The sequence below is a fragment of the Pseudomonas syringae pv. tomato str. DC3000 genome, from assembly GCF_000007805.1.
GTDB lineage: Bacteria > Pseudomonadota > Gammaproteobacteria > Pseudomonadales > Pseudomonadaceae > Aquipseudomonas > Aquipseudomonas avellanae.
The window spans coordinates 2,397,330-2,416,721 of record NC_004578.1 but is presented as its reverse complement, the minus strand read 5'-3'; the positions used below and the strand labels follow the sequence as shown (position 1 = coordinate 2,416,721).

Genomic DNA, 19,392 nt, shown 5'->3' with positions numbered 1-19,392 from the left:
TCAGATACCCCAAAGAATCTGCACGCCCCAGACGAAGTAGGCGAACATCAGAACGCCGCATACCGCCTGAAACAGAAAACGTACCGCAGTGGCGGACTTGCCCAGCGCCATCGGCGTCAGGTAGTCGGTCGCGATGGTCCACATGCCGACCCAGGCGTGAGCGCCAAGGGCAACGAGGGCCAGCAGACTGAAGATACGCATCCCGTTATGTGCGAACAGATCATGCCATTGGGCGTAGCTCAGACCCGGATGAAAGACCATGTACCCGATCAGGAATATGAAATAAGCCGCGAGCACGACCGCAGATACACGCTGGGCCATCCAGTCATAGAGGCCCGAACGCGAAAGGTTGGTGACGTTGGTTACCATATCCATACTCCCGCCAGAAGAATCAGTACCACGGAAACCGCGATAACGATTTTGGAGCCCAGCTTGCCGCCCTCGAGCGTCTCGCCTACCCCGGTGTCCATGATCAGGTGACGGATACCGGCCACCATGTGATACAGCAGGGCAGACAGAAGCCCCCAGATGATCAGCTTGGCCAGCGGGCTGGTCAGACACGCCTTGACTTCACCAAAGCCTTCTTCGGACGCCAGCGACTTGTCCATTGCATACAGCATGATTGCAATACCGACAAAGAGGATGACACCGGAGATGCGGTGGAGAATGGACGTGTAAGCGGTGACTGGGAGCTTGATGGTCCTTAGGTCTAGATTTACAGGTCGTTGGCTATTCACGGCTTTTTTTCACACTGAAGAGCCCCTAACAATCAGGGCAAGTTGTTGGGAAGTGCACTGGTCAGGTACCCACCACCCAGGAAGTGACGACCCCCTTGAAACAGGCCAAAAAGCCTCTGGCGGTCGGACGTCGAGTATAGACAGTTAGGTCGCTAATGACAACGCGCAGACTTACCGCCAATAGCGCATTGCTTTGCCGGCACAAAAGGCGTAAACGGCAGGAAATGCCCTGAAAAATTTCACGGCCCGGGCCTTGTGGAACACGACTTTAGGCAAATTGACTTTAGAATTTATCTCACTATAGTGATGCGGGCCCTGCGTGGGGGGCCTGTCTGATGATTTGAAGCATAAATAGGAGGCCACATGGCTGACAAAAAAGCGCAGTTGATCATCGAGGGCGCTGCCCCCGTCGAGCTGCCAATACTGACCGGTACAGTGGGTCCGGACGTGATCGACGTACGCGGTCTGACCGCCACCGGCCGCTTCACATTTGACCCTGGCTTCATGTCCACGGCCTCTTGCGAGTCGAAGATCACCTACATTGATGGTGACAACGGAATTCTGCTGCACCGCGGCTACCCGATCGAACAACTGGCCGAGCAGTCCGATTACCTCGAGACCTGCTACCTGTTGCTCAACGGCGAGCTGCCAACCGCCGAACAGAAAGCCCAGTTCGTGGCCGTGGTCAAGAACCACACGATGGTTCACGAACAACTCAAGACCTTCTTCAACGGCTTTCGCCGTGACGCCCACCCGATGGCCGTCATGTGCGGTGTAGTCGGCGCCCTGTCGGCGTTCTACCACGATTCGCTGGACATCAATAACCCGCAGCACCGCGAAATTTCGGCTGTACGCCTGGTCGCCAAGATGCCGACCCTGGCAGCGATGGTCTACAAGTACTCCATGGGCCAACCCATGATGTACCCGCGCAACGACCTCAGCTACGCCGAAAACTTCCTGCACATGATGTTCAACACGCCGTGCGAGATCAAACCGATCAGCCCGGTGCTGGCCAAGGCGATGGACAAGATCTTCATCCTTCACGCCGATCACGAGCAGAACGCGTCGACCTCTACCGTGCGCATGGCGGGCTCCTCGGGTGCCAACCCGTTCGCCTGTATCGCAGCCGGTATCGCGGCACTCTGGGGCCCGGCTCACGGCGGCGCCAACGAAGCCGTGCTGACCATGCTCGATGAAATCGGCGACGTGTCGAACATCGACACATTCATAGCCAAAGCCAAGGACAAGAACGATCCGTTCAAGCTCATGGGCTTCGGTCACCGGGTCTACAAGAACCGTGACCCTCGCGCGACCGTGATGAAGCAGACCTGCGACGAAGTACTCAAGGAACTGGGCATCAAAAACGATCCTCAGCTCGAGCTGGCCATGCGTCTTGAAGAGATCGCCCTGACCGACCCGTACTTCATCGAGCGCTCGCTGTACCCGAACGTTGACTTCTACTCGGGCATCATCCTCAAGGCTATCGGCATCCCGACCAGCATGTTCACCGTGATCTTCGCCCTGGCGCGGACCGTTGGCTGGATCTCGCACTGGAAAGAAATGCTCTCCAGCCCTTACAAGATCGGTCGCCCGCGCCAGCTCTACACCGGCAACGTGCAACGCGACATTATTGCACTGAAAGACCGCAAGTAAGCGACACGACGCAAAAAACAAGGGCTGCCACTGGCAGCCCTTTTTTGCACCCCTCAAAAAGGCCGCAGATTACTGCGCAGCCCGCTCCCTGAGCGCTTTCAACGTATTGAATGGCGCATCGACAACAAACTTGTTGGCGATCATCGAGGGCACACTGCCGCCCGGCTCGGTATGCACCTGATACGTTACTTCGGTCTGATTGGGGCCTTTGGGCACCATCTTCCAGAAGCCCTTGACCTCGCTCACGCGCACAAAGCCCTTTTCCTCGGGAATGTACCTGGGCTGCTCTTCGAGATTGCGGGTAATACTCCCGTCAGCGCCCTCTTGGGTGGTAATCAGCAATACCGAGTCGCGAGGGGTTACCGGCCAGGGTGTATTGAACTGGCTGTAGGTCCAGGTCTTGTCGCCTTCATGCTTGAGCACTTTCTGCAATTTACACTCATGAATCCAGGCACAGGCGCCCGCGACGTCTTCCTGAAGCGCGCGCAGCTTGCTTACGCTGGCGTTGATCACGGCAATGCCCTGATAAGCCTTGTAGTCGGAGCCCGGCACCTCACTCAGCGAAACCTTGATTCCGTCTTCGTTCCTGGCCACCTTCCAGTCTTCAGCCTGCACTGCCCCGACAACCATGACAGTCAACCCACAAGCAACAACCATGCGATACAGCGAACTCATTGTTTTATTCCTTGTTTTTGAAGTGCCGACAAAGCGCTCGCGCTCACTGATTCCGTTTCAAGCCACCGCAGTAGCCTTTTCCCACCAGCCGATAAGACGAATGGCGTCTGCCTGATCGACACCGCAGACATCTTCCGCCGCCTTGAACTGGCTGCAGACCGCAGGACGCTCGGCCTTGCCGAACAATGCACACAGAAGCCCGACCGACAGGTGCAGACAGCGCTCCCCTGCCGGCTTTCCGTGAGGCATACCCGGTATGGGAGACGTGATGGATGGCGCTATGCAACACGCACCACAATCGGAACGGCAGTCCATGACCAGACACCTGACTGAAAAGTTGACAAAGAAGAGACGATATTAACCGTCAAAACGTTTGTTTGAAAATGCCGTATCGGACGATAGGCAGGGCTTACTGCTTGAATTTGAAATCCAGCGCAGCGCCTTCGACGTCGCGACGGTTGTCATTGCGCATCTGCAACTGCATTTCATTGGTCAGCAGCCGACCTTCAAGCTCGAAGGGGCCAGGGTTGGCCGAGTCGCCTTTGTCACTGAACATCTGCGGCAATATTGGCTTGCGCTTGCTGGTGATCACATTGGCAGGCGGGGCCAGTTCCTTGACCAGCTCGGGAGGCAGGCTCAAGTCCAGCCTGGGCGACTTGATTCGCACATCCTTGGCCTTCGCCGCTTTTGCTTCCTTGGCCTTCTGACGCTTGTCGGCGGGTGCCTTGACAGCAACGACCTTTGACAAAGGCTTTTCAGAATCGGTCGTCGTGGCCTTGCCGGAATGAGCTGCCGAGGGTTCGGATTTCTCCTTGCCCACCACGACCGGAACAACCGGAACGCCCGGCATCAACTGATGCACTGTATCCGGTGCCTTGATCTGCCGGGCATCAGTGGCCACTGCCTCTACAGGCGCCTCGGTTTTCAAGTGAACCTCGGGGGAGACCGGCGCAGTGATAACCGCCTCGACCTTGGGCTTGGGCTTGGGCACAGACGATTCCTGAGCGTCACAACCACTCAGAAGCACGACGACAATCAACCCCAGACAGCGAAAAACATTCATAGGCAAAGAATCAGGCAAGACAGTGGCAAAAAGCCGGGAAGGAATACATGCTGTCCTTTTGAGGCCAACCTGACAAGGCAAGAGTTCAAAACAACTGACAAAAAATCTTTACAACTCAGTACACCTGTATCGCTTCCTGACACAACTGCTTGGCCAACATACCCAGCGTCATCAGCGCGCGCTCAGCCTCTTTGTTCCACGGCATGCCGCAATTGAGGCGAATGCAGTGGTTGAACTGCTCGGTGTTACTGAAGATCAGCCCCGGCGCGATGCTGATGCCCTGCTCCAGCGCACGCACATGCAGCTCCTGGGTATTGACGCGCCCCGGCAGACTGACCCACAAGATAAACCCGCCCGCCGGACGACTCATCTGCGTGCCCTCAGGAAAGAACTGCTGCACCGCCAGTTGGTAGGCGCTCATGTTCTTGCGGTATTCCAGGCGAATGAAGCGCAGATGCCGGTCATAGCCGCCGTTTTCAAGGTAGGCAGCTACGGCCATTTGCGTGACGCTGCAAGCCGAGTGAGTGCTGAAAGTCTGCAGACGCTGAATTTCAGCCTGGTATTTGCCCGCGATTGTCCAGCCGATACGTACACCGGGCGATAGCGTTTTGGAGAAGCTCGAGCAATAAATCACCCTGCCCAGCCGATCAAACGCCTTGAGTGCCTTGGTTCGTCCGACCTCGAACATCAGCTCGCCGTAGACATCGTCTTCAACCACCTGAATATCAAAATCCGAGGCCAGCCGCAGCAAGTTCTTCTGGCGCTCCTCAGGCATGGTGCCGCCCAGCGGGTTGCTCAGCCGCGAGGTCAGCACCAGAGCCTTGATCGACCACTGATTGGCCGCCAATTGCAGGGCTTCCAGGCTGATGCCGGTGGCCGGGTCGCTGGGGATCTCGATGACTTTCAGGCCCAGCAGATCGGCGAGTTGCAGCAAGCCGTAATAGGCCGGCGACTCGGCAGCGATCAGATCGCCAGGCCGGGTCAGCACACGCAGGGTCATTTGCAACGCATCCACACAGCCGTGAGTAATCACCACTTCGGATGGATCAACCACTACGCCCGCGTCGCGCATACGGATGGCAACCTGCCTGCGCAGTGGCTCGAAGCCCGGACTGAACATGTAACTGAACGCACGCGGACTGTGAAAGCGCGTCACTTTCGCAAGCTGCTGATGCAGGGCGCGTACCGGCAGGTAATCCACATGAGGCACCGCTGCGCCCAGGGCGAACACGCCTTCGCGTCGCGACTCTTCAAGCACCTGCTGGATAATGCTGCTGCGCGTGACCAGCCCTGGCCGCTCGACCCGCGCGATGTCCGGCGTCGAAGCCGTCAACGCAGGGGTCTGGTGAACGTAGTAACCCGACTGCGGACGCGCCCTGATCAAGCCCTGATCCTCAAGGTTCGCGTAGGCCTGCAACACCGTTGCATGGCTGACATTGAGCTGCGAGCTCATTTTGCGAACAGAAGGCACACGCTCACCGGGCTGGTACACACCACGACGGATGTCTTCAGCAAGTTGTTGAGCGATACGTTGATAGAGCAAAAGGTTGGTCATGACACAGCCTCGAAAAGACCGGCGATTTATTGTTTTTAAAAATACAGATGGGTAATAACCGGCTCAGTCCAGAAGTGTACGGGAACAGTTTGCGTTCAAGCCAGCGATCACAGCGGCTGCGCGAAAATAAACGCGGCCAAAAACGCCATATTCAAAGTGTTTAAAGCCAAAAAAACCCGAGGCCGTTTCCGGCGTCGGGCTTTTTTGGCTATTAGCGTTAACGAGCAGCGCCTAAATGACCTTTTTCGTCAGAAAAAACGATTTCGACACGGCGATTCTGTGCACGCCCTCGTTCGGACGCATTGGCATCGACCGGAAACTGCTGACCATAGCCTTCGACCTGAATGCGTTTATCGTCGACACCCAGGTCCATCAGAACATCGGCAACTGCTTGCGCACGGTCCTTCGACAGGGTCAGATTGTCCTCACGGTCGCCGGTGCTGTCGGTGTAGCCCTCGATCCTGACCACGCGGCGCGGATTGATCTGCAAAAACTGCACAACCTTGAGAATGGTGCGACTGGCCGAGCTTTTCAGTTCGGCATGCCCGGCGTCGAAAAGCACATCACCCAGCGTCATGACCAGCCCGCGATCGGTCTGGGTGGTGGCCAGACTGAGGATCTGGTCTTCCAGCCAGCGCCCCTGCTGCTGAGCGCTGGCCAGCTTGGCTTCGCGCAACGCCAACTGCATGCGCTGGCGCTCCATGTCCATTTTGGCCAGACGCTCCTGACTCAGCATGAGGTTGCTGTGCTCGCGGGCAATCTCGCTGTAGCGACTGCTGAGGTAGGCGTAATGGCTGACATCGGCGCCACTGCCCAGATAGCTGGACAAGCGCTCGGCGCGAGCCAGCGATTCACCCGCGCGAATCACATCCTTGGGCGCGCTGCGCAGCACGTCGGTGTCTTCCTTGACCTTCTGGAAGTCGGCACTGGCCTGTTGCAGGGCCTGCGCGCTGTCCTGATGACCGGCACAGCCGTAAAGACCCGCCGAACCCAGCAACAGGCACACGCTCAACACACGTGGAATACGGTTCATTGCGCCTCCCCCAGCTGCTTGCGCAAGCGATTGAGACGGGTATTCAACTGATTGACCTGTTCCTGACTCTTGAGCGTGAGCACTCGCGCCTCTGCCAGCCGCGCATCCAGCTCGGCCTGCTCGGCCTTCATGCGCGCATCGCGGTAAGCGTGTGTAGTCATGGACGCACGCGCTTCGGCGAAGCGGGCCAGCGCTATTTCCATCTCGGGCTGATCTTCCGTTGCGCCGACCGCCTTGGCCTGCTGCAGTGCCTGCTCGGTCAGTTTGAATTGCTCGCTCGGAACGGGATCGCTGGCGCAGCCGGCCAGCGTGGCGATTGCCATGACGGCCATTGAAAAACGAATACTCACAAAAACATTCCTACTTGTTTGGGACGCTGGCGCTGGCAGGTTGCAACAACTGGGCTTTCCACAATTCCAGGTTGTGCCTGATGACGTCGCCCGCAAGGCCGGAGGCGGCCGATTCTGCCATCTTTTTCGCCAGCTGTCCGCGCAACCATGGATCGTTGCAGGCCGAATTGAACGATAACGCCAGATACAGGCCCGGCGTATCAACCGGCAACGGTTGTGCAATCAGGTCTGCCGACAGGCTCAGCGTCTGCACCATGACCATCCCGGCATACCGCCCGGCCAGCACATAATCCACCTCGCCCAGCGCCAGTTTCTGAAAGGCCGGCGTCAGGCCCGACACGCGCTCCAGAGTCAGATGTTGCCGGGTCTGTGCTTCAAACAACGGCGTCAGGCGGGTCTTTTCCGAGATAGCGCCGGGATGCCCGTGCAGTTCGCTGATGGCATTGAACGGTACGGCATGATCGCGGCGCGCCCAGACCATAATGTCGTTCTGCACGATCGGCGGATGAATGTAATCGAGTGATTCAAGCTGTGCGGTATTCATCGGCGCATCAGCCAGCAGATCCATACGCCCGGTGCGCACCTCTTCAAGCGCCTGGCTGCGCTTGCCGCCGTACACAACCTCGAGCTTGATGCCCAGTTCGCCCGCCGCCTGCGTCAATAGATCGGCATTGGCCCCCATCAGGCGCTTAGGGTCCTGAGGGTCACGCCACAGATAAGGCGGCGCGTCGGGGCTGCCAGTCACGATCAGGCGCTCGCACTTGCCGGCAGCGAATGCCAGCGTCGGCAGCATGACCAGCCCGAGTAAAAGCGACGACAGCAGCCGGGAATGGCACATGAAAAGTCCTTTTGAAAGTCAATAAAAAACCCGTTCTGTCCGGGCAAGCGCACTGCAGGCAAGCTGCTGGCACGCAAACCCCGAACGGAACGGGCTCTCTTTATAGTAGAAGCGCGTGGCTTAGACCAGCTTCTCCAACTCGGGAATGGCTTCGAACAAATCCGCCACCAGACCGTAATCAGCCACCTGGAAGATCGGCGCTTCTTCGTCCTTGTTGATCGCGACGATCACCTTGGAGTCCTTCATGCCGGCCAGATGCTGAATCGCGCCGGAAATACCGACCGCAATGTACAGCTGTGGCGCAACGATCTTGCCGGTCTGACCGACCTGCATATCGTTGGGCACAAAACCGGCGTCAACCGCAGCGCGGGAAGCGCCGACCGCAGCGCCAAGTTTGTCGGCCAGGGTGTACAGGTGCTTGAAGTTGTCGCCATTCTGCATGCCGCGACCGCCGGAAACGACGATCTTGGCGGCGGTCAGCTCAGGACGATCGGACTTGGCCAGTTCTTCACCGACGAAGCTCGACGTGCCAGCGTCGTGAGCAGCCGACACCGCTTCAACGGTGGCCGAACCACCTTCGGCAGCCACCGGGTCGAAACCGGTGGCACGCACAGTGATGACCTTGACCGAGGCGATGGACTGCACGGTGGCAATCGCGTTACCGGCATAGATCGGGCGGGTGAACGTGTCAGCCGAGACCACCGAAACGATCTCGGAGATCTGATCCACATCCAGCTGCGCAGCGACGCGCGGCAGGATGTTCTTGCCATTGGAGGTGGCAGCGGCCAGAACGTGGCTGTGGCCGGCGGCCAGTTCGACCACCAGCGGCGCAACGTTTTCAGGCAGTTGATGCGCGTAGGCCGCATTGTCGGCGACCAGCACTTTACTCACGCCAGCAATTCTGGCTGCGGCTTCGGCAACAGCGCCGATACCGGAACCTGCAACCAGCAGATGAATATCACCGCCGATCTTCTGGGCGGCAGCAACGGTGTTGAGCGTAGCCGGGGCTACGGTCGCATTGTCGTGTTCAGCGATAACCAGGATCGTCATTTAGATTACCTTCGCTTCGTTTTTCAGTTTCTCGACCAGTTCAGCCACCGACTTGACCTTGATACCGGCGCTGCGTGCAGCCGGCGCTTCGACCTTGAGGGTCTTGTTGGTCGAGGCCGTGGACACGCCAAGCGCATCGGGCGTCAGCACTTCAAGCGGCTTTTTCTTGGCCTTCATGATGTTGGGCAGCGAGGCGTAGCGCGGCTCGTTCAGACGCAGGTCTGTGGTCACGATGGCGGGCAGGCTCAGGGAAACGGTCTGCAGGCCGCCGTCGATTTCGCGGGTCACGGCAACCTTGTCGCCGGTCACTTCGACTTTCGACGCGAAAGTACCTTGCGGGTAGCCGCTCAGCGCAGCCAGCATCTGGCCGGTCTGGTTGTTGTCGCTGTCGATCGCCTGTTTACCGAGGATCACCAGGTGTGGCTGCTCCTTATCGACCACGGCCTTGAGCAGCTTGGCCACGGCAAGCGAAGTGAGTTCTTCTGCGGACTCGACCAGCACGGCACGGTCTGCACCCAGCGCCAGAGCCGTACGCAATTGTTCCTGAGCGGTGGTCGGCCCAATGGTCACGACCACGATTTCCGTTGCCACGCCCTTCTCTTTCAAGCGCACCGCTTCTTCAACAGCGATTTCGCAGAACGGGTTCATGGACATTTTGACGTTGGCAAGATCGACGCCGGAGTTGTCCGCCTTGACGCGAACCTTGACGTTGTAGTCGACCACTCGTTTGACAGCTACAAGAACCTTCATGGATTCCTCACTCTCCGGTGAAAAGATGTCGCCCGGCAATACCAGGCGATCGATAAGTGTCCTCAACAAGCAATCGCAATGTGTGCAGGCCAGCGGCAGGGCTTTAAAAAGCCTTATAAATGCCGGGCGTCACCCGTCAAGCAGCGGCAGGGTGTGTAAAATGCGCCGTGCGACGTTGACCTGTTGCCTGCACCGCGTTTGCCTGATGCCTTTTGGGAGATTCTGTCGAACCTCGTTTCAGCCTACGGCAAACGCAAAACCGCCCGTATCTTGACCGTTACGCCTTATCCGGTCAATACGCCAAATCGGCCAGTTCCGGGTCTGACGTCTATGATTTATCTGGCCTGCGGCCGATTCAAACAAACGTTTGTATTGGACCCGTGCAGTGGTGTAGATATAATGCGTGCCATTAAAAAGGCAGGCGGTGTCTAACACCTCCATACGCCCAGACTTCGGCCTGCAGCGACACACAAAGCAGTGCCACATAAAAAACACCGTGAGCCTTGAGAGTAGGAGATAGCCTGTGGAACGCGAATACATGGAATTCGACGTCGTCATCGTCGGAGCCGGCCCTTCCGGGCTTTCTGCCGCTTGCCGCCTTAAACAGAAGGCCGCTGAAGCCGGGCAGGAAATCAGCGTCTGCGTGGTGGAAAAAGGCTCCGAAGTCGGCGCGCACATTCTGTCCGGTGCCGTGTTCGAACCGCGCGCACTGAACGAGTTGTTTCCGAACTGGCAGGAATTGGGCGCGCCACTCAATACGCCGGTCAAGCGCGATGACATCTACGTGCTGCGCGACGCCGAAAAAGCCCAGAAAATCCCCGACTTTTTCGTGCCAAAGACCATGCACAATCATGGTAACTACATTATCTCACTGGGCAATCTGTGCCGCTGGCTCGCCCAGCAGGCTGAAAACCTGGGCGTGGAAATCTACCCGGGCTTTGCGGCCCAGGAAGCGTTATTCGACGAAAACGGCGTGGTGCGCGGCATCGTCACCGGTGATCTCGGCGTCGACCGCGAAGGCAACCCGAAAGAAGGCCTGTACACCCCCGGCATGGAACTGCGCGCCAAGTACACGCTGTTCGCCGAAGGCTGCCGTGGCCACATCGGCAAGCAGTTGCTCAAGCGCTTCGACCTCGACAACGAAGCCGACGTGCAGCACTACGCCATCGGCTTGAAGGAAATCTGGGAAGTCGATCCGGCCAAACACGAACAAGGCCTGGTGGTGCATACCGCAGGCTGGCCACTGGATGATGCCAATCCGGGCGGCTCTTTCCTGTATCACCTGGAAAACAATCAGGTGGTGGTCGGCCTGATCGTCGACTTGTCCTACACCAACCCGTACCTGTCACCGTTCGACGAATTCCAGCGCTACAAGCATCACCCGGTCATCAAGCAGTACCTGGAAGGCGGCAAACGCATCAGCTACGGCGCACGCGCCATTGCCAAGGGCGGCCTGAACTCGCTTCCGAAAATGGTCTTCCCTGGCGGCGCGCTGATCGGTTGCGACCTCGGCACCCTGAACTTCGCCAAGATCAAGGGCAGCCACACTGCCATGAAGTCCGGCATGCTGGCTGCAGAATCGGTAGCGGACGCCCTGTTCGCCGGCAAGGAAGGCGGCGACGTGTTAACCGCCTACGTCGATGCCTTCAAAGCCAGCTGGCTGCATGCGGAGCTGTTCGCCAGCCGCAACTTTGGCGTGGCGATCCACAAGTACGGCGCGATCAAGGGCGGCGCATTCAACTTCATCGATCAGAACATCTTCGGTGGCAAGCTGCCGTTTACCCTGCACGACACTAAGCCGGATTACGCCTGCCTCAAGCTGGCGGCGGACTCAAAGAAAATCGATTACCCCAAACCCGACGGCAAGCTCAGTTTCGACAAACTCAGCTCGGTATTCCTCTCCAGCACCAACCATGAAGAGGAACAACCCTGCCACCTGAAGCTGACCGATCCGAGCATCCCGATAAGCAAAAACCTGCCGCTGTACGACGAACCGGCCCAGCGCTACTGCCCGGCAGGCGTGTACGAAGTCATTACCAGGGAAGATGGCGAGAAACGCTTCCAGATCAACGCGCAGAACTGCGTGCACTGCAAGACCTGCGACATCAAGGACCCTTCGCAGAACATCACTTGGGTTGCACCGGAAGGCTCTGGCGGACCGACCTACCCGAATATGTGAGGTGGAGCAGCTGCAAGTTGTAAGCGGCAAGCTTAGAGCTTAGAGCTTGCAGCTTATGGCTTGCAGCTAGCCTCTCCAGGACTCCGTTCAAAATAGCGCTTGTATTCCCGACTGAACTGCGACGCGCTCTGATAGCCGACCCTGAGCGCGACCTGCGCCACGTTCAACCCGTCGGCTACCAGCAATTGCTGGGCCTTGAGCAGGCGCAGGCGTTTGAGGTACTGCACAGGCGACAATAACGTACTGCGCTTGAAGTGTTCGTGGAAGGTCGAGGTGCTCATGTTCGCGCAGCGCGCCAGGGTGTCGACGTTCAATGCGTGATCGTAATGATCATGCAGATACGTCACCGCCGAGGCGATCCGCGCAAACTGCCCCTGTTGCTCGACCAGCGCCCGCAATACACCCGATTGCGGGCCGCGTAGCGCGCTGTACAGCACTTCACGAATGCGCGCCTGCCCCATCGCCTGACACTCCAGCGGATCGTGCAGACAGCGCAACAGGCGTTCGACGCTGTCGCGCATCGCAGGGTCGATGCGTACCGATGTCATGGACTCCGGGGTCTGCATCTGGCTTTCCTGGCCGCTGGCCGGGCCCATCGCTTGCACCAGCTCGCCAAGCAGCACGCGGTCGATGGCCACCGACACGCCATACAGCGGCTTGCCCGGGGTGGCGAAGGTCTCGCATTTGAACGGCACCGACAGCGCCTGAATCAGGTAATGCCCAGTGCCGTATTCAAAAGTGCGCGGCCCCAGACAGGCGACTTTGCTGCCCTGCACCACAATCATCAGGCTCGGCTCGTAGATCTGCGGGCTACTGGCCACATAACCAAAAGCCGACAGCACACGGACCGCGGGCAAATGCGTGGCCACAAAGCCGGGACGTACCGCCAGCGGCTGAATCAGGGACACAAGCGTGGCATTGCCATCAGGGGAAAAAGCGAGTGACATGGAAAGCAGGCCGACAGAGAAATAGACAGCTGTATAATCGCAGATTTGCGCGCCGGGGCCGACCCCGAATTATCCGGCCGGAGGAATAGGCATGAAACACGGAGGATTCACCATAGCCGCGCACCCTCCATACAAGGACAATTGCTTGCCTCTGTTTCTGTAACACTCTGTGAGGTCAACAATGTACACAGCTATCGGCTACGCCGCTCAATCAGCTACCGCCCCCCTCGCCCCGATGACCTTCGAACGTCGCGCTCCGCGTGCCGACGACGTGGCCATCGAAATCCTGTTCTGCGGCGTCTGCCACTCCGACATTCACCAGGCGCGCAACGAGTGGGGCATCGCTGTCTACCCGCTGATGCCCGGCCACGAGATCGTCGGTCGCGTCACCGCCACTGGCGCCAACGCCACCAAGTACAAGGTCGGTGATCTGGTCGGTGTCGGTTGCATGGTCGACTCGTGCCGCGAGTGCTCGGCCTGTAAATCGGATCTCGAACAGTATTGCCTGGAAGGCCCGACCATGACTTACGCCACGCCAGACCGCGTGGACGGCAGCAACACCATGGGCGGTTACTCGAACAGCATCGTGGTCGCCGAGCACTTCGTCGTTCGCGTTCCGGAAAAGCTCGACCCGGCCGCAGCCGCTCCGATTCTTTGCGCAGGCATCACCACTTATTCGCCACTCAAGCACTACGGCGTCAAGGCCGGTGACAAGGTCGGTATTCTGGGCATGGGCGGTCTGGGCCACATGGGCATCAAGTTCGCCAAGGCAATGGGTGCTGAAGTCACCCTGTTTACCCGCTCCGCAGCCAAGGCTCAGGAAGCACGTCGCCAGGGCGCCGACCATGTGATCGTTTCCACCGATGCCGAACAGATGAAGGCCGCGGCCGGGCATTTCGACTTCCTGCTCGACACCATTCCGGTGCAACACGACCTGAACCCCTACCTGGAAACGCTGCGCTTTGACGGCGTGCATATTCTGGTCGGTCTGATCGAACCTATCGAGCCGCCCGTCCATGCAGCCCATCTGGTGATGAGCCGTCGCGTGTTGGCCGGTTCGTTGATCGGCGGCATTGCCGAAACCCAGGAAGTGCTGGATTTCTGCGCCGAGAACGGCATCACCTGCGACATCGAAATGCTCGATATCCGCAACATCAACGAAGCCTACGAGCGCATGCTGGCCGGTGACGTGAAATACCGCTTCGTGATCGACATGGCCACATTGCAGGCCTGATTGGCCAGGAATCAGCCGCCGAGATCGGCCGAAAGTTCCGCTGCTATCTGTTTGATCAGCGGAACCAGCTCGGCCATTTTCTCCAGCGGCATGTAAGGCACGGTACTGGCAACACTGATGCCAGCAACAATCTGTTTGCTGGCATCCCGTACCGGCGCTGCAACACAACGAATCGACGGTTCGTTGTCCTCCAGGTCAAACGCATAACCGCCCTGCACGTACTCCTCCCTTCGCGCTTTAAGCTGTTCCCAGGTTTGTTGCTCATGAGCAGGCCACAGCGGGTTTCTGCCTGACGCCGGCGTGCTGACCTCGTACAGTCGCTGCCACTCCGCTTGCGTACTGTCCAGCAACAACGCCTTACCGATACCGGTGCGCACCAGCGGCATGCGGTGCCCGACCCGTGAACGCATTTCCGGCCCATTGCGACCAGGGTTCTTGTGCAGGTACAGCACGTCGTCACCCTCCCGAACCGCCAGATGCACCGTATCGCCGGTCAGTTCCGACAGCCTATCCAGATACGGGCGGGCGAGAATGGCCAGCGGCACTTCTTCGCGCGCCTGAAAACCCAGCTCGATCAGCTTCGGCCCCAGCAAATAACCCACTTGCGGCACCACCCGAAGGTAGCGCTCCTCGACCAGGCAACTGGCCAGCCGGTGAGTAGTGCTGCGCGTGGTGCCGATCAGCCGGGCGATCTCTTTCAGGTCCCGTGCGCCACTGGCCACCGCCTGAACCACGCCAAGGCCGCGCAACAGGGTCTGGGTTCCGCTTGGCGCCGGTTCTTTGCCAGTGATTTTTTCAGGGATGATCGAATCGTTGTGCATGACAGGCCAGGTTCAAATAGGGAAAGGTTCGGATCAGCAAGCTGGCAGCATTATCGCCGCCAGCGTCCGCACGCGTCGACATTAGAGTTCGATACGCTCCACCTTCCCCACCAGCAGGATGTAAGACAGCGCGCCCAGCAGTGCCAACGCCGAAATGTAGGTGATGGCTGGCGCAAACGAGTCACCGGTTGCCAGAAAGCCGATCACGATCGGTGTAGCGATGGCGGCGAGATTGCCGATGAAGTTGAACGTGCCACCGGTCAGGCCCAGCAAGCGCGCCGGGGCCAGGGTCGAGACCAGCGACCAGGTGATCGATGCCAGACCGTTACCGAAAAACGCCAGCGCCAGGAAGGTGATGACCAGTGGTGTGGAATCGACGAAGTTGGCGCCGATGATCGACGTGGAAATCAGCAGCCCGGCAATGATCGGCAATTTGCGGGCAAAGCCCACGCTATGGCCACGGCGGATCAGCCAGTCGGAGAAAAACCCCGAACACAACACCCCGACAAACGCCGCCAGAAACGGCAATGACGCCAGCAACCCGGACTTGATGAAGTCCATGCCGCGGTATTTGACCAGATAGGTCGGGAACCAGGTCAGGAAGAACCACAGCGTGGAGTTCAGGCAGAACTGCCCCAGATAGATCCCCCACAGCTTACGCTTGCTCAGCACGATGCCCAGGTCCAGCCAGCTGAAACCCTGCTTCTGCTTGTCGGCTTCGGTCTGGATGTCCACCAGTCCGCCGCCCTCTTTGATCAGGTCGATTTCCTGTTGGTTAACGCCTTTGAAGTCACGCGGTTCACGATACACCGCGTACCAGATCAACGCCCACAACACGCCGACGCCACCTGTTACGACAAACACCATGTGCCAGCCGTAGTGCGCCTGCAACCAGGCCAGCACCGGCGTCAGAAACGCCAGACCGACGAACTGCCCGGAGGTGTAGACGCCAATGGCGGTGGCGCGCTCGCGCTCTGGAAACCAGGTGGTCACCACACGACTGTTGATCGGATAGGCCGGTGCTTCGAGCGCACCGACGGCCATGCGCAGCACGAACAGTGCGATGAAGCTGGCGGCAAAGCCGAGCATGATGGTCGCGATGGACCACAGCAGCAGTGCGGCGGTGTAAAGGATGCGCGGCGGCACCCGGTCCACCAGCCAGCCACCGGGCAATTGCATGGCGGCGTAGGTCCAGCCGAACGCCGAGAAGATCAGCCCGACGTGCACCGTATCAAGGCCCAGTTCGGCGGTCAGTGCCGGGGCGGCTATGGACAGGTTGCTGCGGTCCAGGTAGTTGATCACCACCGTAATGAACAGCAGCACCATGATGAAGAAACGTTTGCGGGACGGCGTCACCAGCGACGCCGCGCCTTCCATCGTACGAGTACGCATGGCCTGTAGCCTCTTGTTGGATTTATTGAGGTCTGTGCTTCGATATAAATGAGCTGAAGACACGCTGATTCTCGTCCCCACGCTCCGCGTGGTGATGCATTTCGTGACGCTCTGCGTCACATACATGCGCCGCGCAGCGCCCTCAAAATCGGACGCAGAGCGTCCAGAACGGCATTCCCACGCAAAGCGTGGGAACGATGATCACGGAGATTTACTGCGCCCTACCACTCCGCAAAACTGCCATCGGCATGACGCCAGATCGGGTTGCGCCAGCGGTGGCCGATGGCGGCGCGTTCGATGACGTATTCTTCGTTGATTTCGATGCCCAGGCCCGGCCCGTTGGGGATCTTGACCATGCCTTTGTCGTAGTCGAACACTTCCGGATGCTTGACGTAATCGAGCAGGTCGTTGCTTTCGTTGTAGTGAATGCCCAGGCTTTGTTCCTGGATAAAGGCGTTGTAACAAACCGCATCCAGTTGCAGGCACGCCGCCAGCGCAATCGGCCCCAGCGGGCAATGCAGCGCCAGCGCGACGTCGTAGGCTTCGGCCATGTTGGCGATCTTGCGGGTTTCGGTGATACCGCCCGCATGCGACGCATCCGGCTGAATAATGTCGACATAGCCCTCACTCAACACCCGCTTGAAATCCCAGCGCGAGAACAGCCGTTCGCCCAAGGCAATCGGCGTGCTGGTCAGCGGTGCCAGTTCTTTCAGGGCTTCGTAGTTTTCGCTGAGCACCGGTTCTTCGATGAACATCAGCTTGTACGCATCCAGCTCTTTCATCAGCACCTTGGCCATCGGCTTGTGGACGCGGCCATGGAAGTCCACACCAATGCCGACATTCGGCCCCACCGCATCACGCACGGCAGCCACATTGGCCAGCGCCAGATCGACCTTGTCGAAGGTGTCGAGAAATTGCAGCTCCTCGGTGCCGTTCATTTTCACCGCCGTAAAGCCGCGCTCGACGGCTTCTTTGGCTGCACGCGCCGTGTCGGCAGGACGGTCGCCGCCGATCCACGAGTACACACGGATCTTGTCGCGCACCTGGCCACCCAGCAAATCACTCACCGAAACACCCAGCGCCTTGCCCTTGATGTCCCACAACGCCTGATCAATGCCGGCCAGTGCGCTCATGTGGATCGCGCCGCCCCGGTAAAAACCGCCGCGATACAGCACGGTCCAGATGTCTTCGATGTTGCGCGGGTCCTTGCCGATCAGGTAATCGGACAGTTCCTCCACAGCAGCGGCCACGGTGTGTGCGCGACCTTCGACCACCGGCTCGCCCCAGCCGACAACGCCCTCGTCAGTCTCGACCTTGAGGAAGCACCAGCGTGGCGGAACGATGAACGTGGTGAGTTTGGTGATTTTCATGGGTGCGGTTTCTCTTGTTGACTCTCTTATTGGATAACGACTATCGAACAGCGATGCCGATCAGTCTGCAAGCCCTGCGGTATGTAGCTTCCAGGCAGCCACATAAGCCTTGGCCCGCTCGGCGACGTCGGCAGCGCTCATACCCGGCTTGAACAGCCCGGAGCCCAGGCCGAAGCCTTTCACGCCGGCGTCCAGAAACACTTTCATGTTGTCTGGCGAGATACCGCCGACCGGCAGCACAATCGTGCCCTTGGGCAGCACCGCCAGCCACGCCTTGACCACCGCGGGCGACATCTGCTCGGCAGGAAACAGCTTCAGCACGTCAGCACCTTCGGCCAGCGCGGCAAACGCCTCGGTCGGCGTCGCTACGCCCGGCGACAAGAACAGCCCGGCCGCCTTGGCTGCACGCAAGACGTTGGCATCGCTGTGCGGCATGACAATAACCTGCCCTCCGGCATCCTTGACCTGCGTCACCTGCTCCGGGGTCAGCACCGTGCCAGCACCGATCAGGCAATCGGCAGGCAGTTGCTGACGCAGCAAGCGAATGCTGTCGAACGGCTGTGGGGAATTGAGCGGCACTTCGATGACCCGAAACCCGGCCTCATACAACACGTCGCCAATCGCCGGTGCCTCTTCGGGGCGCAGTCCGCGCAGAATCGCGACCAGACCGTTTTCCTTCAATGCTTGCTTGAGCATGTCAAACCTCTTGAATGTGTTGGGATGGCTGGCGTGCGATCAGGCCCGCCTGCACCGCGACCTGCCACAGGCCGCGCTCGGTCGCCTGTTCGGCCAGTGTCACTTGCGGGAAACCACAGACCGTCAGGCCACGTGAATAACGCGCGCACAGCGCTTCGCTGCCGATGAGGATCACCGCAGGCAATTGTTCATGGGTATGCAGATGCAGCCTGGCGATGGCACCCAGTTCATGGCCGAACAGCAGACCGGAAAGGTAGTCCGGCTGAGCGCTCGCCGCCAGCTGCCCGGTCAGGCCGAGCGTTCGGGTGCTGAAAATGGTGGAAAGCGGTCCGGCGGACCCGGTGTCCGACAGGGCAATTGACAATCCGCGATCAAACGCCTGGTCATCAAACGCCTCGGCAGGCTGCATGGTGCGCCCCAGAATGGTGTGCGCGCACAGGGCGGCGTAGACCTCGCCGGTCATGAAGGTATCAAAATGAACGATGCGCCCGCGCGTGACCTGCACCCATTTGGAATGGCTGCCCGGCAGGCCAATCAGCAGGGGCTGGTTGTCGAGTTGCGTCTCCAGCCCGGCCAATACGCCGAGCACCTGGGTTTCTTCGCCACGCATGACGTTGGGCAGGGTAGAACGTTGCAGTACGCCCGGAATGATATGCACGGTCACGCCACGCTGGCTGCGCACCGTTTGCAGCGCTGCGCTCAGTTGGTTGACGCTGGCCGGGGTTTCCCGATAAGCCGCCTCGCGCCAGCCCTGCGCGCTGCCGACCATGCCGCAGGCAATCACCGGCAGGCCGGGCTCGGCGTCAAGCCAGTCGCCGCAGGCCTGATCGAAAGCCAGTTCAAAACCGTCACTGCACAGTTGCCCGGAAATCAGACGCGGCGTGGTCGGCAACTGCATGATGCCCGCGCTCAGGGCGCGCTGTTCCAGCACCTGGCCGTGTTCGCCAAGTCGATAAGCACGAAGGGAGGTCGTCCCCCAGTCGAGTGCGATCAATTGCGCCTGCATTGCTTCACCTGTTGTTTTATTGGAAGTGAGTGCCAGACGACTA

General features: G+C 59.3%; 20 protein-coding genes. 3 read left to right on the top strand and 17 right to left on the bottom strand.

Annotated elements, in window-relative coordinates:
- Together sdhD and sdhC are read right to left on the bottom strand one after the other, a co-directional pair.
- Window positions 1–369: a succinate dehydrogenase, hydrophobic membrane anchor protein gene (gene sdhD, locus PSPTO_RS11410; protein WP_003382006.1), complete on the bottom strand. Its 369-nt coding sequence runs from the start codon at window positions 367–369 to the stop codon at window positions 1–3.
- The gene (gene sdhC, locus PSPTO_RS11405; RefSeq protein ID WP_005738085.1) at window positions 363–737 is read right to left on the bottom strand and encodes a succinate dehydrogenase, cytochrome b556 subunit; all 375 of its coding nucleotides are present in this window, start codon (window positions 735–737) and stop codon (window positions 363–365) included. Before sdhC ends, sdhD begins: the two co-directional genes overlap by 7 nt.
- 363 nt (window positions 738–1,100) lie before the next feature.
- Here sdhC and gltA point away from each other — a divergent pair, with 363 nt between their 5' ends.
- Entirely contained in the window at window positions 1,101–2,390 is a 1,290-nt protein-coding gene (gene gltA / locus PSPTO_RS11400) for a citrate synthase (RefSeq protein WP_005769631.1), read from the top strand.
- Window positions 2,391–2,459: 69 nt separating this feature from the next.
- Here gltA and PSPTO_RS11395 read toward each other — a convergent pair whose 3' ends face one another.
- The 9 genes from PSPTO_RS11395 to PSPTO_RS11355 form a co-directional block, all read right to left on the bottom strand.
- Entirely contained in the window at window positions 2,460–3,065 is a 606-nt protein-coding gene (locus PSPTO_RS11395) for an START domain-containing protein (RefSeq protein ID WP_005769634.1), read from the bottom strand.
- A gap of 57 nt (window positions 3,066–3,122) precedes the next feature.
- Entirely contained in the window at window positions 3,123–3,380 is a 258-nt protein-coding gene (locus tag PSPTO_RS11390) for a YkgJ family cysteine cluster protein (protein ID WP_005769636.1), read from the bottom strand.
- Between the two features lie 94 nt (window positions 3,381–3,474).
- On the bottom strand, window positions 3,475–4,128 hold the full coding sequence (locus PSPTO_RS11385; RefSeq protein WP_046463567.1) for a hypothetical protein: 654 nt from the start codon (window positions 4,126–4,128) through the stop codon (window positions 3,475–3,477).
- A gap of 115 nt (window positions 4,129–4,243) precedes the next feature.
- Window positions 4,244–5,683 (bottom strand): PLP-dependent aminotransferase family protein, encoded by a 1,440-nt coding sequence (locus PSPTO_RS11380; RefSeq protein WP_003382014.1) that lies wholly within the window; start codon window positions 5,681–5,683, stop codon window positions 4,244–4,246.
- A 217-nt stretch (window positions 5,684–5,900) separates the two neighbouring features.
- Window positions 5,901–6,716: an OmpA family protein gene (locus PSPTO_RS11375; protein ID WP_005769641.1), complete on the bottom strand. Its 816-nt coding sequence runs from the start codon at window positions 6,714–6,716 to the stop codon at window positions 5,901–5,903.
- A complete protein-coding gene (locus tag PSPTO_RS11370) occupies window positions 6,713–7,066 on the bottom strand; it encodes a DUF4398 domain-containing protein (protein ID WP_005769643.1) in 354 nt (117 codons plus the stop codon). Before PSPTO_RS11370 ends, PSPTO_RS11375 begins: the two co-directional genes overlap by 4 nt.
- Window positions 7,067–7,076: 10 nt before the next feature.
- Window positions 7,077–7,904 (bottom strand): substrate-binding periplasmic protein, encoded by an 828-nt coding sequence (locus PSPTO_RS11365; RefSeq protein ID WP_011103890.1) that lies wholly within the window; start codon window positions 7,902–7,904, stop codon window positions 7,077–7,079.
- A 120-nt stretch (window positions 7,905–8,024) separates the two neighbouring features.
- A complete protein-coding gene (locus tag PSPTO_RS11360; protein WP_005769647.1) occupies window positions 8,025–8,954 on the bottom strand; it encodes an electron transfer flavoprotein subunit alpha/FixB family protein in 930 nt (309 codons plus the stop codon).
- A complete protein-coding gene (locus PSPTO_RS11355) occupies window positions 8,955–9,704 on the bottom strand; it encodes an electron transfer flavoprotein subunit beta/FixA family protein (RefSeq protein ID WP_005769649.1) in 750 nt (249 codons plus the stop codon).
- A 523-nt stretch (window positions 9,705–10,227) separates the two neighbouring features.
- Here PSPTO_RS11355 and PSPTO_RS11350 point away from each other — a divergent pair.
- On the top strand, window positions 10,228–11,883 hold the full coding sequence (locus PSPTO_RS11350) for an electron transfer flavoprotein-ubiquinone oxidoreductase (RefSeq protein ID WP_005769651.1): 1,656 nt from the start codon (window positions 10,228–10,230) through the stop codon (window positions 11,881–11,883).
- 53 nt (window positions 11,884–11,936) lie between these two features.
- On the opposite strand, the gene PSPTO_RS11345 is transcribed toward PSPTO_RS11350, so the two are convergent.
- The gene (locus PSPTO_RS11345) at window positions 11,937–12,830 is read right to left on the bottom strand and encodes an AraC family transcriptional regulator (RefSeq protein WP_005769653.1); all 894 of its coding nucleotides are present in this window, start codon (window positions 12,828–12,830) and stop codon (window positions 11,937–11,939) included.
- A gap of 181 nt (window positions 12,831–13,011) precedes the next feature.
- Here PSPTO_RS11345 and PSPTO_RS11340 point away from each other — a divergent pair, with 181 nt between their 5' ends.
- Window positions 13,012–14,064 carry an NAD(P)-dependent alcohol dehydrogenase gene (locus PSPTO_RS11340; RefSeq protein WP_007244776.1) on the top strand — a complete coding sequence of 351 codons (1,053 nt, stop codon included), beginning with the start codon at window positions 13,012–13,014 and terminating at the stop codon, window positions 14,062–14,064.
- A gap of 11 nt (window positions 14,065–14,075) precedes the next feature.
- Here the strand turns inward: PSPTO_RS11340 and PSPTO_RS11335 are convergent, their stop codons facing one another.
- The 5 genes from PSPTO_RS11335 to PSPTO_RS11310 form a co-directional block, all read right to left on the bottom strand.
- On the bottom strand, window positions 14,076–14,885 hold the full coding sequence (locus tag PSPTO_RS11335) for an IclR family transcriptional regulator (protein WP_011103889.1): 810 nt from the start codon (window positions 14,883–14,885) through the stop codon (window positions 14,076–14,078).
- An 81-nt stretch (window positions 14,886–14,966) separates the two neighbouring features.
- Entirely contained in the window at window positions 14,967–16,277 is a 1,311-nt protein-coding gene (locus PSPTO_RS11330; RefSeq protein WP_005769658.1) for an MFS transporter, read from the bottom strand.
- Between the two features lie 221 nt (window positions 16,278–16,498).
- Window positions 16,499–17,677, bottom strand: a complete 1,179-nt coding sequence (gene dgoD / locus PSPTO_RS11320) for a galactonate dehydratase (protein ID WP_255302372.1) — start codon at window positions 17,675–17,677, stop codon at window positions 16,499–16,501.
- 30 nt (window positions 17,678–17,707) lie between these two features.
- Window positions 17,708–18,343, bottom strand: a complete 636-nt coding sequence (locus PSPTO_RS11315) for a 2-dehydro-3-deoxy-6-phosphogalactonate aldolase (protein ID WP_007244779.1) — start codon at window positions 18,341–18,343, stop codon at window positions 17,708–17,710.
- A gap of 1 nt (window position 18,344) precedes the next feature.
- Window positions 18,345–19,349 (bottom strand): 2-dehydro-3-deoxygalactonokinase, encoded by a 1,005-nt coding sequence (locus PSPTO_RS11310; RefSeq protein ID WP_011103887.1) that lies wholly within the window; start codon window positions 19,347–19,349, stop codon window positions 18,345–18,347.
- Between the last annotated feature and the right edge of the window lie 43 nt (window positions 19,350–19,392).

Coding starts and splice junctions, on each gene's coding strand:
- PSPTO_RS11340 (WP_007244776.1), top strand. CDS start 13,012: ATGTACACAGCTATCGGCTACGCCGCTCAATCAGCTACCGCCCCCCTC.
- PSPTO_RS11310 (WP_011103887.1), bottom strand. CDS start 19,349: ATGCAGGCGCAATTGATCGCACTCGACTGGGGGACGACCTCCCTTCGT.
- PSPTO_RS11335 (WP_011103889.1), bottom strand. CDS start 14,885: ATGCACAACGATTCGATCATCCCTGAAAAAATCACTGGCAAAGAACCG.
- gltA (WP_005769631.1), top strand. CDS start 1,101: ATGGCTGACAAAAAAGCGCAGTTGATCATCGAGGGCGCTGCCCCCGTC.
- PSPTO_RS11330 (WP_005769658.1), bottom strand. CDS start 16,277: ATGCGTACTCGTACGATGGAAGGCGCGGCGTCGCTGGTGACGCCGTCC.
- sdhD (WP_003382006.1), bottom strand. CDS start 369: ATGGTAACCAACGTCACCAACCTTTCGCGTTCGGGCCTCTATGACTGG.
- PSPTO_RS11355 (WP_005769649.1), bottom strand. CDS start 9,704: ATGAAGGTTCTTGTAGCTGTCAAACGAGTGGTCGACTACAACGTCAAG.
- PSPTO_RS11345 (WP_005769653.1), bottom strand. CDS start 12,830: ATGTCACTCGCTTTTTCCCCTGATGGCAATGCCACGCTTGTGTCCCTG.
- PSPTO_RS11375 (WP_005769641.1), bottom strand. CDS start 6,716: ATGAACCGTATTCCACGTGTGTTGAGCGTGTGCCTGTTGCTGGGTTCG.
- PSPTO_RS11380 (WP_003382014.1), bottom strand. CDS start 5,683: ATGACCAACCTTTTGCTCTATCAACGTATCGCTCAACAACTTGCTGAA.
- PSPTO_RS11395 (WP_005769634.1), bottom strand. CDS start 3,065: ATGAGTTCGCTGTATCGCATGGTTGTTGCTTGTGGGTTGACTGTCATG.
- PSPTO_RS11360 (WP_005769647.1), bottom strand. CDS start 8,954: ATGACGATCCTGGTTATCGCTGAACACGACAATGCGACCGTAGCCCCG.
- PSPTO_RS11315 (WP_007244779.1), bottom strand. CDS start 18,343: ATGCTCAAGCAAGCATTGAAGGAAAACGGTCTGGTCGCGATTCTGCGC.
- PSPTO_RS11390 (WP_005769636.1), bottom strand. CDS start 3,380: ATGGACTGCCGTTCCGATTGTGGTGCGTGTTGCATAGCGCCATCCATC.
- PSPTO_RS11365 (WP_011103890.1), bottom strand. CDS start 7,904: ATGTGCCATTCCCGGCTGCTGTCGTCGCTTTTACTCGGGCTGGTCATG.
- PSPTO_RS11385 (WP_046463567.1), bottom strand. CDS start 4,128: ATGAATGTTTTTCGCTGTCTGGGGTTGATTGTCGTCGTGCTTCTGAGT.